The organism is Reyranella sp., from assembly GCF_052439685.1.
Classification (GTDB): Bacteria; Pseudomonadota; Alphaproteobacteria; order Reyranellales; family Reyranellaceae; genus Reyranella.
In genome coordinates, this window is sequence record NZ_JBQVQG010000023.1 from 1 (window position 1) to 12,833 (window position 12,833).

Consider the following 12,833-nt stretch of genomic DNA (forward strand, 5'->3'; position numbering starts at 1 on the left):
AGCCGAGACCGATGATGCCCTGATAGGCGAAAACCGTGCTCGACAGCGACGAGTTGCCGTCAACCAGACCCAGACCGGCGCCAGCGCCGATGTACGGCGTGATCACCGAACCCGGCATGAAGTCGTACAGCAGGTTCGCCATGATGCCCAGCTGGCCGACCTGGTTGTTGACGGCCGTGTTCGGCACGCCGACATTCGTCGGGTTCCAGCGATAGATGCCTTCCAACTCAACGCGCGGACCAACGAAGTCGTAACCGATCACGCCACCGGCCATCCAGCCCAGCTGCGGGGTCACGCTCACCGTCGGCCACGCCGGAATGTTCGTGTTCGCCGTGAAGTTCGTCAGCCAGTTGATGCCGCCCTCGGCACCAATGTACAGACCCGGCTGCGGGGCCTGCGCCTGCGCAGCCACCGGCAGCGCTACAATGGCGGCGGCCGCCAGAAGAGCCTTCTTCATCAGATATCTCCCTCACTTGCACAGCCCCACCGCCAAACGGGGCGGGGCCAAAAATTCGTCACGACAGCGGAAGTAATGTACCCGACCTCCCCGGGGCCGCGCCACAAAGTAAGGCGCTACCAACTCATTGTTGCCGCGACTGTGGCACCTCAGCCACACTAGATCGGCCGCACCGGGCGAGCTTGCAGCAGCCCTCTTATTTATTCATTTAAAACAACGAGTTAGGAAATATAAGATGGGAACCTATCTCAGGAACCCACGGCGACTGGAGCGCGGGTTCATCTCCGGAGAAACCAAGCGTCGAATGAAGTTCCTCCTGATCGCCCTCTTTTTGCTGGCCACGGCTGCCAGTTCACACGCCCAGCGCCCGGCCCCCAGTGGCTTTCGGGCCTGCAATCTTTCGAGTGGCGAAATTGAAGTTGCCAAGGCGCTGGATACCGGGGTCAGTGACGGCACCGGCCGGATCATCATATCCGAAGGCTGGTACAAACTGCCGCCCAACGCGTGCACCTTCCTCTGGACGGGGCCCCTGCAATACGACCGCTATCTGGTCTATGCACAGGACAAGTCGACAGGGCGCGAATGGGCAGGAAGCGTCCCCGTCTGCGTGAGCCCCCAAGCCTTCACCATCAGAGCGAACGGTTGCGGAGCGCAATATCAGAGGCGCCTTTTCACCCAGGTGGATACCAGACGTCAAAACGGCTGGACGCACAATTTCACGCCCTGATCGCTCAGGGGAGCCCGTGACCGCGCGACCGGAACGCAAATGAACGTTGCTCGTTGAGATGACCGTCCCTCTCAACGGAGTTCCAGAATGCGCCTTCGCCCCATCCCGGCCGCCCTTGCCGCTGCTCTCGCGCTCGCCACGCCCAGCCTCGTCACCGCCCAGGGCGCTCCCCAGACCATCCAGCTCACGAAGGTCGACGTCGTCAAGGTTTCGACCGGCTACCGCGCCAGCAAGGTGATCGGATCCTCGGTCGTCAACGACGCCGGCGATACGGTGGGCAAGGTCGATGACATCATCGTCGGCCCCGACGGGAAGGCGCCCTTCGTCGTTCTGTCGGTCGGCGGCTTTCTCGGCCTGGGCGACAAGCTGATCGCCCTGCCCTACGAACAGATGAGAACCGACGGCAAGAAGATCGTCCTGCCGGGCGCCACGAAGGATTCTCTCAAGACGCTTCCTGAGTTCAAATACGCTTCCTGACGATGGGCGCACTCGCAGACGAGATCGCGCACCCGACGTTTCTGCCCTTTCCAGTCATTGCAGCGCGGCTCCTGTTTGCCGCGCTGCTCGGCGCGCTCATCGGTTTCGAGCGTGAGTGGCAGGCGAGACCTGCGGGCCTTCGCACCCACATCCTGATCTGCGTGGCAGCAGCAACATTTGGCATCCTCACAGTCGAAATCTCCCATTCCGCCGCCTTCGCCGGCCGCGAGACGGCGAGCGACCCTCTGCGCGCGGTGGAGGCGGTAACGGCAGGAGTGGCATTTCTGGTTGCCGGCTCGATCCTGTTCACACGAGGTGAAGTCCAGGGTCTGACAACGGGTGCAGGAATGTGGCTGGCGGGTGCTGTTGGCCTTTCCTCTGGATTCGGGCTCTGGCAGATCGCCGGACTCGGCACGTTCCTGATCCTGGTCGTCATGAGCCTCCTGCACACGCTCGAACGGAAGCTGGGGCTGGCCGCAATCAAGAAGAAGAAAGAAGCCGCCGGCAAGGGTGACGAAAAGTGCGACGGGAAAGACGATACCGACCCGCAGTGCTAATCTGAGGCTCCATGAGCCGCCCGCTGTCTCTCGTCGCTCTCGTCGTTGGCGCGTTCGCCTGGCCCGCCGCGGCGCAGACGTCGCGGCCGATCCCGGACATGGGAGCCAATCGTCCGCTGCCCACCGCCCCCACGCCCGGCCAGCCCCCTGTCGCAACCGACGAAGTGAGGGATCCGAAGACGGGTTGCGGCGTCGTGTTGATGAATGCCGACCCCGATGTCGCAATCAGCTGGTCCGGAGCCTGCGAGTACGATCTGGCCCAGGGCAGCGGTGTCCTGCAATGGTACCGCAAAGGGGTCCCGACGGATCGCTTCGAGGGCGAGATGAAGGATGGCCTGTACGACGGTCAGGGAAAGATCAGCTACGCCGACAAGGCCCGGTACGAGGGCTCCTTCAAGGCCGGCGAACGGGACGGCAAGGGAACCCATGTGTTTCCAAGCGGCGCCCGGCTGATCGCGGAGTTCCGCGAGGGCCGCCCGCAGGGGCATGGCATGTACATCTGGACCAACGGCAACCGTTACATCGGCGACTTTCGTGACAATCAGCGGACCGGCCGGGGGACTCTCTTCTACGTCGACGGCGGCCGCTACGAGGGCGATTTCGTCAACGGCAAGATGCAGGGACGCGGTGTGCGCGTGTGGGCGAACGGGACGCGATATGAAGGCGACTGGTCAAACGATCGGGCCAATGGCTGGGGCACCAAGTCTGGCGGTCCCGAAGGTCAGGTCTTCACCGGCACGTGGAGCAACGGCTGCTTTCGCGAAGGCCAGCGCTGGGCGACGGTCGGCGCCACGGCGCAGTCCTGCGGCTTCCAATAGCGGCACCATGTCGGCGAGCCCGGACCTGATCATGATCCAGTTCCTCGAATGGGTGGCGGCCCGGCCACGCCGACGCGAGGACGTGCTCGACGCCTGGCAGAGCTCCTGCCCGCGTTTCCCGGTGTGGGAGGATGCCCGTGCCGAAGGGCTGGTCCGCCAGTGTGGCGGCGAGATCGGCGAACGCAGGGTCGAACTGACCGAACGCGGTCGCGAGATGCTCGTCTGCGGCCGGAGCCCGATTGGAAATTGACGCCGCCTCCCAACTCCTGGCGACAGCGCCTATAGTACCGCCATGACGCTGCAACGCGCCGCCCTGTGGGCCATCGTGATCGCCGCGACGATTTTACTGCTCGTCGCCGGCCGCAGCCTCCTGCTGCCGTTCGTCCTCGGCATCGTGCTCTGGTACATGATCGATTCGCTGGCCGATACATTCAGCCATCCCCGGCTGGGCGGATTGCGGCTGCCGCAGCCGCTGGCTCTGCTCGTTGCCATCCTGCTGATCGGCGGGCTGTTCTGGGTCGTAGGGCGCACGATCGGGCTCAATGTGCAGGCGGTCGTGGCCGCGGTACCCTCCTACGAAATTCGACTGACGAACCTCATCGAGCAGATCGCGCCGATGATCGGCATCGAGCAGGCCCCGACCCTGTCGGAACTCGTCGCCCGCATCAGCCTCGCCGACACCCTGGGCAGCGTCGCCGCAGCAGCGGCTTCGGTAGTGAGCGTCGCCGGGCTCATCCTGATCTACACCCTTTTCCTGTTCGTCGAGCAGGCTCACTTCAAGAGCAAGCTCGCCGCCATTTTTCATGGCGATGGACAGGAGGCGCGCGTCCTTGCCATCCTCGATCGCATCGACCGGGAGATCCGCGTCTACATCCGCATCAAGACCACGCTCGCCACCGTCACCTCGGCGCTCGCCTACCTCGTCATGGCTTCGGTCGGCGTCGACTTCGCGGGTTTCTGGGCGGTGATGGTATTCTTCTTCTACTACATCCCCACCGTCGGCTCGATCCTGGCGATCATCGCGCCGGCCCTTCTCACGCTGATCCAGTTCGACAACCTCACGCCTTTCCTGATCGTGCTGCTGGTTTTCGGATCCATCCAGGTCGTGACTGCCAATCTGATCGAGCCTGCGATCATGGGGCGCTCTCTCAATCTCTCACCGCTGGTGGTCATCGTTTCCCTCATCGTATGGGGTACGATCTGGGGCGTGGTCGGCATGTTCCTGTGCGTGCCGATCATGGTGGTCGCGCTGATCGTGCTCGCGCAGTTCGAGACGACCCGGCCGGTCGCCGTGTTGCTGTCCGCCGATGGTCGCATCCCGGAGTCGACGACATGAACCGTCTGTTCCTGCTGCTTGTCCTGCTTGCCGCAACCCCGGCTGCAGCACAGACCTCGGCGCCCGATCAGGCGCCGAGGCCCGCGCCCCTGCCCGTGCCCCAGGGCGAGGTGATGTATTCCTGCCCGGGCGGGATGGACTTCGCCTCGTCCTACTCGGCCGATGGCGAACTCGCGACCTTGCGCATGCCGGGCCAACCCGAGATCGAACTGTCGCGGATTACCGCAGGATCGGGGTTTGCCTATTCCGATTCCTACTACGAACTTCGCGGGCGCGGCCGCGAAGTGACGCTCACCGCCGCAGGGCGCTCGATGCGCTGTCACGCTGCCGGAAGGCCGGGCGAGCCGCCACGAACCTATGCGGGCGGCGGCCTGACCGTCACCCTGTTTCCCGACGGCACGTTCCGGCTCCGCGAGAAGCGCGACGGGACGGCGGAGCCTCTGCTGGAGCTGGGCGAGTGGGCACAGGAAGTCGAAGGGGGCGTGCGACTGGTTCTGCGCGGCGGGGCCGGCAGCCGACGGTCGTTCCGCGAGATCGGTGCCGACAAACTGGTTGCCGAGGACGGTACGGAGCTGCCACAGGCCGCAACGGCCGATCCAATCGATGGCCGCTTCAAGCTCGCCGGCATGTATCGCGACGCCCAGGATGGCGGCCTGTTCGCCCCGTGTCTGGTCGGCCGCGTCTACGGCGTGGCCCCGGGCGGCGCCGAGCCGGACCTGGAAAAAGCCTGGGTAGACGCCACCCCTTCCCGTGAATCGTTCCTCTACGTCGAGATCATGGGCAGCTTCGACGGCAACAACTCAGTGAAAGTCGACCGTTTCATGGACCTGAAACGCAATGGCGCGTGTCCGGCGCTGGCAGCGCGTGGGTCGGCGCTGCGGGACACCGAATGGCGGCTGGTCGAACTCGACGGTGAGCGCCTCTCGTTCGCCGATTGGCGCCGGCGGCCGCTGATGCGCCTCGACGATCTCGACAAGTTCACAGCCTCGACGGGCTGCAACACGTTGGCGGGCGATTATGCGCTCGATACGGCCGGCCTACGCTTCACGCCCGGACCGATGACCTTGATGGCCTGCCCGCCGGCCGAGACGGCCATCGAAAAGCGGTTCGTCGCGGCTCTGAGCGCGATCAGGACCGCGCAGATTTCCGGCACCACGCTCGATCTCAACGACGAGACCGGCAAGCGGCGCATGCGGCTCGAGGCCCGCGGCCGTTAGCGAAAGCCGGCGAGATCGGCCCCGATCGTCAGCTTGTTGCCGTCCTCGATCGCAATGCGCAGAAATGGGAGTCCGGAGGGAACGGCCGCTCCGCCGGCGCCGCCTTCGTACTCGCGGTCGATCTCGTCGAAAAGACGGACGTAGAGTTTCCACTCGGCCATTCCCGCTTCGACGGGCACGCTGACCGGCGCATTCCAGTCGAGAGCGCGAGTCCCGCTCTTCACAGTTCGATCCACCGTGACGTCCCGGACCAGCGTGGCTTCAAAGCGGCCGATCGTGGCGGTGCGCGCCGCCTTCGTCGCCGCTTTGGCGACAACCGCGACGCAGATCTGGGTGGGACGGTCTTCGCGCACGAAAGCGACCGATCCGCTGTTCATCGTCTCATCGGGGATGTCGTCGATCCAGCCCAGCCGCTCGACGATGACGACACGCCTCTTGCTCTTGTCGAAACGCCATCCCGGCGGGGGATCGAAACAACGCCGCACGGTCCGCGCCTCGCCCGCCGGCGCGCGCGCCAAGATTTCCGGCGAGACCAGCGTGTTCGAATCCGGTTGGGCAGACCGCACCTTCTGGTCGAACGCGAACGCGCCCACCATTTCCGGGATCGAGGTGAAGAGCAACTGGAACGCCACCACGCGGGAGGCATGGCGCACGAAAAGCGATCCGGAGGCAAACCGCGCATGCTTGGCGTCATTCGGGAATGCGCTGCGCGGCACGATGAACTTCAGGCGCTCGGGCATGATGATCGCCTCGCCGCGCCATGAGCCGATGGTCAGCACCGGCGGCGTTCGGTCTCTTGTCAGGCGCAACCCCAGAATCTCGATCTCGATGACGGGGTCATCGCCGGCCGGAGCTGGCGAGTCGCTCGGCACCGTCCGCCTGGGCGCGAGGAACATCGGCGTGTAGGAGAGAATGACCGGCGTGGAATCGAAGGACGCCATCCACTCCAGGTCGGCCGGGATGCCGTTGGCCGCCTGCTCCACCGCAGCGGCCCCTCCGGGCGTGCCGGGACGATCGATCGCGGCGCGCAACGCGGCATTCAGTGCCTCGAGCCTGGCGAACATTTCGCGTCGCGGGGCCGGCAACCGGTCGAAGGGCTGCTCACGCTCCGGCTCGTATCGCGAGGCCAGCGCATCGAACAGCAGGCTGGCCGCCCGGAATGACGAAAGCATCTCAAGACGCGCCAAGCTGTCGGCCCGTGCCTGCAGTTCGCTGCGCTCCGCCTGCAGGATGACGAGTTTCTCCGCGATCGCGGGCGGGGCCGGGGCACTTCGGTCGTCGGTCAACTGCGCGTACGCCAGCGCGGCGCCCGTGATCAGAACGATCACGAGCAGCAGCAGCACCAGTGTGCGGCCCCAGAGCGAGTCGGATGCGGGCGAACCAGCCGTCATGCGGCGGTTCTAGCACGGCCGCCGGCAGATCACCGGCGGCGGATTGTCTGGATCAATACGAGAACAGCACCGGCAGAGGAGACGACAGGATGAGGTCGCGCGTCACGCCGCCGAAGATCATCTGGCGCAGCCGGCTCTGGGTATAGGCACCCTTGACGATCAGGTCGGCGCCCAGCGCCTGCGCCCGGTCGAGGATGGTCTGGCCCGCCGACTTGGCGCCGGGTTTCACGTGCTGGCCGGTTACGTTGAGACCGTGGCTCTTCAGCGACTCGGCGATCTCCATGGCCGTGGGACCGGGAACCATCGCGCCTTCGACGCTCAGCACCTCGATTTCTTCAGCGTCGCTCAGGACAGGCATCGCGAGAGAGATCGCACGGGCGCTTTCCGTCGAGCCGTTCCACGCGAACAGGATGCGCTTTCCGACCATGCCGTTGTATCCGGGCGGCACGACCAGAACCGGGCGCCCCGAATCGAACAGGGCCGTCTCGAACACGCTTTCCGGCATCTTGGGCAGCGCACCGGGTTGCGGCAGCACGATGAGGTCGTAGGCCCTGCCGATCGTGCCGATCGCGGTCGGACCGCTATCGTCGGCCGAGCGCCATTCGGAAGCGAGGCCGGCGGCCCGCTGGTCGAAAGCCTGCTTGACCGCGGATACCCGCTGTCGCTCCTCGGCGTCCTCGGCCAGGCCGCCGCCGATCGGAGCGCCCATGCCGGCATCGGCCCAGGCCATGCTCATGACGCCGTAGGACGGTGGCTCGAGGCCGATCAGGCGCGCCCCGAACTTGTGCGCGATCTTGGCTGCCAGATCGAATGCGGACGGATCTTCCGACGTCCAGGCCATTGTCAGAATGGACTTCATGACTCGCCCTCTCCTTGCTCGACCAACGATAGCACGGTGCTCGCCGCAGCGCGCGCCACGACGAACTTGATACAATTCTCACATTGTACCGGTGTGTCGGTCCAATACGTTAGGGACGATTTTTGACTTATTGATCGACACGGGCGGCAGTCAGCCCCCAGCATTTCTTCACTCTGGAGATATCGATGCTGTCCTTTTTTCGCCGATTGATGGCGGACGACAAGGCCGCCACCGCCATCGAATACACACTGATCGCCTCCCTGATCGGCGTCGCGGCGATCACCGCCATCAGCACCGTCAGCGGCAAAGGCATCTAGCTCCAGGATCAGGCGATCTGCCGAGCCGACGGCACGATCCAGGCGAAGCGGTCGGACAGGGCCGCAAGCGTGATCCTGTTGATGACATCCGCAGCGATCGTGTCACCGCCCATCGCATCGGGCAGGTCGCGCGTTGCGACCGTATCGGCCGCGATGGTGCTCATGAAGCCCTGATCCGTGGCCGCCCGCACCGTCGCCGAAATGCACATATGCGTCATGAAGCCGCCGACGATCAGGTTCTTGCGGCCGATCGCCGCGAGCCGCGACCCCAGGTCGGTGCCGGCGAAGGAGTTCGGCAATCCTTTGTCGATGACCGTCTCACCATCACGCGGCGTCAGCTCCTTGACGATTTCGTAGCCCGAGGAGCTCGGGTTGAAGGCCTTGCCCTTGGACTGATGCCGCACATGGACGATCGGCGCGCCCGCCACGCGAGCCTTCTCGAGCAGCACGGCCAGTGCGTCCACCGCTGGCTGGACCCCGGTCAACGGCAGCAATCCGTCCGTATACTCTCTCTGGGCATCGATGATCAGCAGGATCCCGTCGGCCATGGTGGCCGGCGTCGGTTGCGCCCCGGCCATCTGCAGCATGGTCATCGCCATGTTCGTTCCTTTGGTTTTCTCGGTTGTGTAAGCCTCGTTACCATCAACGCTCAGGACGCCCGGATTTGCAACACCTTCGCGAGGGGGTCTCAATGCCCCTCGAAGCATGTAGAAGCGGTGGATCGTTTGTGAAAGACGCATCGAGCGACAAGAGGGACACGTGAGAGCGATCATAATCGGCGGCGGCATCATGGGCCTTTCGACGGCCTGGGGATTGGCGCGCCTCGGCCACCAGGTCGAGCTTTTCGAACAGGGCCCTCTCCCGAATGCGCTGGCCTCCTCGATGGATGAGCACCGCCTGATCCGCCATCCCTACGGCACGCATGTCGGGTACGCCCGGATGATCGACGAGGCCTATGCAGCCTGGGACCTGCTGTGGGCCGACCTGGGCGAAACGCTTTACGAGCCGACCGGGACGCTGGCGCTGACCGGCAACGGCGCGGACTGGGCGGAGCGTTCCGCCGCCGCCCTCGCCTCGATCGGCCGGCCGATGACCGAACTGTCGATGGCCGAACTGCCACGCCGCTTCCCGCTGCTCGACACGAAGGGGCTCGAGCGCGCCTTCTGGATCGACACGGGCGGCGTGCTGCTGGCGCAGGACATCGTGGCTGCGCTGGCACGCCGTCTCGGCGCGAGAGCCGGCGTGAGGCTGCATGCCAACACGCCCGTGCGTTCGGTCGATCTCGAGCGGGCACTCGTCGTCACGGAGGCTGGTGAAGTCCATGGCGGCGATATCGTCGTGGTGGCGGCGGGCGCCTGGGCTCCCCGCCTCCTGCCGGCGCTCGCGGCGCGCGTCGTGCCCTCGCGCCAGGTGGTGCTGTATTTCGATCTGCCTGCCGATCAGCGTGACGCCTGGGCGAAGGGACCGATGATCATCGAGAAGACGGGGGACGTCGGTCTCTACCTGGTGCCGCCTGTCCGCGGGCGCGGCATGAAGGTCGGCGACCACGAATTCAGCCGCACTGGCGATCCCACCGCGGGACGAGACGCACAGGCAGGCGAGATGAGCGCTCTGCTCGATCGCTGCAGAAGTCTGCTCAAGGGGTTCGACCGCTGGGCCATCCACAATCTCAAGGTCTGCTTCTACAGTGTCACCGACGATGAGCGCTTCAGCGTCGAGAAGGCGGGTGCCAAGGGTTGGGCCATGTCCCCCTGTTCGGGCCATGGCTTTAAGTTCGGCGCCCTGATGGGCCTCGAACTCGCGCGGACCATTGCCGAGGATCGCGACGCCGCAGCGCATGCGCGCTGGGCGGCCGGTCTGGTCGGCGATGGTCCGACCTGACAAAATGCAGCGATCCAGGGAGAGAAACTGAAATGGCAACTGCCAAGCGCCGGACGTCGAAGGCTGCACCCAAAAAGGAAACCGGATTGCGCCAGGGTCTCGCCACCTACGGCGATGCGGGCTTCTCGCTGTTCCTGCGCAAGGCCTTCATCAAGGCCGGCGGCTACTCCGACGATGCACTCGACCGGCCCATCGTGGGCATCACCAACACCTTCTCCGACTACAATCCCTGCCATGGCAACGTGCCCGACCTGATCGAGGCGGTGAAGCGCGGCGTCATGCTGGCTGGCGCGCTGCCGATGGTCTTCCCGACCGTCTCCATTCACGAGAGCTTCTCCCACCCGACCAGCATGTTCCTGCGCAATCTGATGGCGATGGACACCGAGGAGATGATCCGCGCCCAGCCGATGGATTCAGTGGTGCTGATCGGCGGCTGCGACAAGACGCTGCCGGCCCAGCTCATGGCCGCGGCCAGCGCCGACCGGCCGGCCGTCGTTCTGCCGGTGGGACCGATGCTGGTCGGCCACTTCAAGGGCGAGGTGCTGGGCGCCTGTACCGACTGCCGTCGCCTGTGGGGCCAGTATCGCGCCGGCACCTTCTCGGAGTCCGACATCGAGAAGGTGAGCGAGCGCCTGGCGCCGACCAAGGGGACCTGCATGGTGATGGGCACCGCCAGCACGATGGGCTGTATCGTCGAGACGCTCGGCATGGGCCTGCCGACAAGCGGCTCGATCCCCGCGACGCATTCCGACCGGCTGCGCATCGCCGAGCAGACCGGCCGGCTCGCGGCCGAGATGGCCGTGAAGCAGGGCCCGAAGCCCAGCGAGATCATGACCAAGGCCGCGTTCCGCAACGCGCTCACGGTGCTGCAGGCGATCGGCGGCTCGACCAATGCGCTGGTGCATCTCACCGCCGTCGCGCGCCGGCTGGGCATCGAGATCGAGTTGGAAGAGTTCGACGAAATCGGCCGCAACGTACCGGTGCTGGTCGACCTGAAGCCGTCGGGCGATCACTACATGGAGCACTTCCATTGGGCGGGCGGCAATTCGCGCCTGATGAAGGAGATCCGCAAGAACCTCGACGAGAAGTGCAGGACGGTCGCCGGCAGGACGCTGAAGCAGGTCATCGATGCCGCCGAGATGGTTCCGGGCCAGACGGTGATCCGCACCGCCAAGGATCCGATCAAGCCGACCGGCGGCATGGCCGTGCTGCGCGGCAATCTCGCGCCACGCGGCGCCGTCATCAAGCACGCGGCCGCCTCGCCCGCCCTGATGACCCATACCGGTCGCGCCGTGGTATTCGATTCCCTGGAGGATCTCGCAGCACGCGGCGACGATCCTGATCTCGACGTGAAAGCCGAGGACATTCTCGTGCTGCGCAATGCCGGCCCCAAGGGCGCGCCCGGCATGCCCGAGGCCGGTTCCTTCCCTATCCCGATGAAGCTCGCACGCGCCGGCGTGAAGGACATGATCCGCATCTCCGATGCACGCATGAGCGGCACGGCGTTCGGCACCATCGTCCTGCATGTCGCGCCCGAAGCTGCCGTCGGCGGGCCGCTCGCCCTCGTGAAGACCGGCGACCGCATCACGCTCGACGTTCCGAAGCGCCGGCTCGAACTCCACGTCGATGCCAAGACGCTGGCGACCCGCCGCAAGGCCTGGAAGGCGCCGCTGCCCCATCCCGGCAGCGACCGCGGTTACACCGGCCTGTTCTTCAAGACCGTGCTGCAGGCTGACGAAGGCGTCGACTTCGACTTCCTCGGGCCGGCGAAGTGACCGAAATCAGGCTCCCCCGCATCTCGGTCGTCGTCACGTGCTTCAGTTGCCGTGACTACATCGCCGCCGCCATCCGTTCGGTCGCACAGCAGACGTTGCGCGACTTCGAGTGTGTGATCGTCGACGACGCCTCGACCGACGATTCGGTCGCGGTCGTGGAGCAGACGCTGGCGGAACTGGCAGACTCTCGCTTCCGGCATGTCCGTCTCGACAGGAATGTGGGCCAGACCGGGGCGACGCGCCGCGGGCTCGCCGAGACGAACGCCATGTTCGTCTGCTTCCTCGATTCCGACGATCTGTGGAATCCGGACTTCCTCGAACGCCATCTCGCCGCGCACCTGAACGAGAGTTACGCGGTGGGCTTCACCGCCTGCAATGCGCGTTTGATCAACGGACAGGACGAGCTGATCGCCGGCGGCATGTACTGGTTCGGCAAGGACCGCGCCCGCGTCGACCGCGACCAGGCTTTCGTGGCCCTCGACGCAAGTCGCGTCCCCAAGCTCGATGTGGCGCGCGGCACAGCCGACTGGCAGGGCCATACGCCGTACCATCTCTATACCAAGCGTGTGGTCCACTGGGTCTGGGTCAGCACCTCCTCGATGATGTTCCGGCGTTCGCTGATCAACCTCGTCTTTCCCGAGGATGACGAAGCGTTTCGCCTGCACATGGACTTCTATGTGGTCGTGATGGCGCAGATGGTCGCCGGTTCTCTACTGATCGACGACGCCCTCTATTCCTATCGCCTTCACGGCCGCAACGGTGCTGCAGACAATCCCGTGCTGGGTGGAAGACTCCATCTGTCGAGCCGCAACTGGGGAAACACCTATTCGACCATGCTCGATCGCATGCTCACCGCAATGACTCGCGACGAGGAGCGTTTCGTGACGGCGCTCGGGGATCGTCAGTACCGCCGCATGGTGCTGCGGATGCGAGCGGCTCGCGCCAACCTGCTCGCCGGCTGGGTGCTCACAATCCGGAGTTGGTTGATCTAGTACGAGTCCTGCTTCACTCTTTGAGAGCA

15 protein-coding genes are annotated in these 12,833 nt (G+C 65.2%); 11 read left to right on the forward strand and 4 right to left on the reverse strand.

Annotated elements, in window-relative coordinates; all coding sequences use genetic code 11:
* On the reverse strand, positions 1 to 457 hold a 457-nt coding region (locus tag ACT6UX_RS23075), incomplete at its 3' end, for an outer membrane beta-barrel protein (RefSeq protein ID WP_444777498.1).
* A 235-nt stretch (positions 458 to 692) separates the two neighbouring features.
* Here ACT6UX_RS23075 and ACT6UX_RS23080 point away from each other — a divergent pair.
* From ACT6UX_RS23080 to ACT6UX_RS23110, 7 genes are all read left to right on the forward strand, one after another.
* Positions 693 to 1,184, forward strand: a complete 492-nt coding sequence (locus tag ACT6UX_RS23080; protein ID WP_444777499.1) for a DUF1036 domain-containing protein — start codon at positions 693 to 695, stop codon at positions 1,182 to 1,184.
* An 87-nt stretch (positions 1,185 to 1,271) separates the two neighbouring features.
* Positions 1,272 to 1,661 (forward strand): PRC-barrel domain-containing protein, encoded by a 390-nt coding sequence (locus tag ACT6UX_RS23085; RefSeq protein ID WP_444777500.1) that lies wholly within the window; start codon positions 1,272 to 1,274, stop codon positions 1,659 to 1,661.
* Between the two features lie 2 nt (positions 1,662 to 1,663).
* Entirely contained in the window at positions 1,664 to 2,218 is a 555-nt protein-coding gene (locus ACT6UX_RS23090; RefSeq protein WP_444777501.1) for an MgtC/SapB family protein, read from the forward strand.
* Positions 2,219 to 2,229: 11 nt separating this feature from the next.
* Entirely contained in the window at positions 2,230 to 3,036 is an 807-nt protein-coding gene (locus ACT6UX_RS23095) for an MORN repeat-containing protein (RefSeq protein WP_444777502.1), read from the forward strand.
* Positions 3,037 to 3,043: 7 nt separating this feature from the next.
* Positions 3,044 to 3,286, forward strand: coding sequence for a hypothetical protein (locus tag ACT6UX_RS23100; RefSeq protein ID WP_444777503.1), 243 nt, complete (start codon positions 3,044 to 3,046; stop codon positions 3,284 to 3,286).
* Between the two features lie 42 nt (positions 3,287 to 3,328).
* Positions 3,329 to 4,372 (forward strand): AI-2E family transporter, encoded by a 1,044-nt coding sequence (locus tag ACT6UX_RS23105; RefSeq protein ID WP_444777504.1) that lies wholly within the window; start codon positions 3,329 to 3,331, stop codon positions 4,370 to 4,372.
* Positions 4,369 to 5,589 carry an META domain-containing protein gene (locus ACT6UX_RS23110; protein WP_444777505.1) on the forward strand — a complete coding sequence of 407 codons (1,221 nt, stop codon included), beginning with the start codon at positions 4,369 to 4,371 and terminating at the stop codon, positions 5,587 to 5,589. Before ACT6UX_RS23105 ends, ACT6UX_RS23110 begins: the two co-directional genes overlap by 4 nt.
* Here the strand turns inward: ACT6UX_RS23110 and ACT6UX_RS23115 are convergent.
* Both ACT6UX_RS23115 and ACT6UX_RS23120 read right to left on the reverse strand, forming a co-directional pair.
* A complete protein-coding gene (locus ACT6UX_RS23115; protein WP_444777506.1) occupies positions 5,586 to 6,980 on the reverse strand; it encodes a hypothetical protein in 1,395 nt (464 codons plus the stop codon). The two genes, ACT6UX_RS23110 and ACT6UX_RS23115, sit on opposite strands and share 4 nt — an antisense overlap.
* A 52-nt stretch (positions 6,981 to 7,032) precedes the next feature.
* Complete coding sequence (locus ACT6UX_RS23120; RefSeq protein ID WP_444777507.1) at positions 7,033 to 7,839, reverse strand: universal stress protein; 807 nt, start codon at positions 7,837 to 7,839, stop codon at positions 7,033 to 7,035.
* A gap of 185 nt (positions 7,840 to 8,024) precedes the next feature.
* Here ACT6UX_RS23120 and ACT6UX_RS23125 point away from each other — a divergent pair, with 185 nt between their 5' ends.
* Positions 8,025 to 8,156 carry a Flp family type IVb pilin gene (locus ACT6UX_RS23125; protein WP_444777508.1) on the forward strand — a complete coding sequence of 44 codons (132 nt, stop codon included), beginning with the start codon at positions 8,025 to 8,027 and terminating at the stop codon, positions 8,154 to 8,156.
* Positions 8,157 to 8,164: 8 nt separating this feature from the next.
* Here the strand turns inward: ACT6UX_RS23125 and ACT6UX_RS23130 are convergent, their stop codons facing one another.
* A complete protein-coding gene (locus ACT6UX_RS23130; RefSeq protein ID WP_444777509.1) occupies positions 8,165 to 8,947 on the reverse strand; it encodes a cysteine hydrolase family protein in 783 nt (260 codons plus the stop codon).
* Here ACT6UX_RS23130 and ACT6UX_RS23135 point away from each other — a divergent pair.
* The 3 genes from ACT6UX_RS23135 to ACT6UX_RS23145 are packed head-to-tail and all read left to right on the forward strand — an operon-like array spanning position 8,916 to position 12,804.
* Positions 8,916 to 10,037 (forward strand): FAD-dependent oxidoreductase, encoded by a 1,122-nt coding sequence (locus ACT6UX_RS23135; protein ID WP_444777510.1) that lies wholly within the window; start codon positions 8,916 to 8,918, stop codon positions 10,035 to 10,037. The two genes, ACT6UX_RS23130 and ACT6UX_RS23135, sit on opposite strands and share 32 nt — an antisense overlap.
* A gap of 32 nt (positions 10,038 to 10,069) precedes the next feature.
* Positions 10,070 to 11,812: an IlvD/Edd family dehydratase gene (locus ACT6UX_RS23140; RefSeq protein ID WP_444777511.1), complete on the forward strand. Its 1,743-nt coding sequence runs from the start codon at positions 10,070 to 10,072 to the stop codon at positions 11,810 to 11,812.
* A complete protein-coding gene (locus ACT6UX_RS23145) occupies positions 11,809 to 12,804 on the forward strand; it encodes a glycosyltransferase family 2 protein (RefSeq protein ID WP_444777512.1) in 996 nt (331 codons plus the stop codon). Before ACT6UX_RS23140 ends, ACT6UX_RS23145 begins: the two co-directional genes overlap by 4 nt.
* Positions 12,805 to 12,833 lie beyond the last annotated feature (29 nt).

Excerpts from the sequence above, each read along its gene's own strand:
- ACT6UX_RS23080 (WP_444777499.1), top strand. The coding sequence starts at position 693 with ATGGGAACCTATCTCAGGAACCCACGGCGACTGGAGCGCGGGTTCATC.
- ACT6UX_RS23085 (WP_444777500.1), top strand. The coding sequence starts at position 1,272 with ATGCGCCTTCGCCCCATCCCGGCCGCCCTTGCCGCTGCTCTCGCGCTC.
- ACT6UX_RS23090 (WP_444777501.1), top strand. The coding sequence starts at position 1,664 with ATGGGCGCACTCGCAGACGAGATCGCGCACCCGACGTTTCTGCCCTTT.
- ACT6UX_RS23095 (WP_444777502.1), top strand. The coding sequence starts at position 2,230 with ATGAGCCGCCCGCTGTCTCTCGTCGCTCTCGTCGTTGGCGCGTTCGCC.
- ACT6UX_RS23100 (WP_444777503.1), top strand. The coding sequence starts at position 3,044 with ATGTCGGCGAGCCCGGACCTGATCATGATCCAGTTCCTCGAATGGGTG.
- ACT6UX_RS23105 (WP_444777504.1), top strand. The coding sequence starts at position 3,329 with ATGACGCTGCAACGCGCCGCCCTGTGGGCCATCGTGATCGCCGCGACG.
- ACT6UX_RS23110 (WP_444777505.1), top strand. The coding sequence starts at position 4,369 with ATGAACCGTCTGTTCCTGCTGCTTGTCCTGCTTGCCGCAACCCCGGCT.
- ACT6UX_RS23115 (WP_444777506.1), bottom strand. The coding sequence starts at position 6,980 with ATGACGGCTGGTTCGCCCGCATCCGACTCGCTCTGGGGCCGCACACTG.
- ACT6UX_RS23120 (WP_444777507.1), bottom strand. The coding sequence starts at position 7,839 with ATGAAGTCCATTCTGACAATGGCCTGGACGTCGGAAGATCCGTCCGCA.
- ACT6UX_RS23125 (WP_444777508.1), top strand. The coding sequence starts at position 8,025 with ATGCTGTCCTTTTTTCGCCGATTGATGGCGGACGACAAGGCCGCCACC.
- ACT6UX_RS23130 (WP_444777509.1), bottom strand. The coding sequence starts at position 8,947 with ATGATGCCGCCGCCGATTATGATCGCTCTCACGTGTCCCTCTTGTCGC.
- ACT6UX_RS23140 (WP_444777511.1), top strand. The coding sequence starts at position 10,070 with ATGGCAACTGCCAAGCGCCGGACGTCGAAGGCTGCACCCAAAAAGGAA.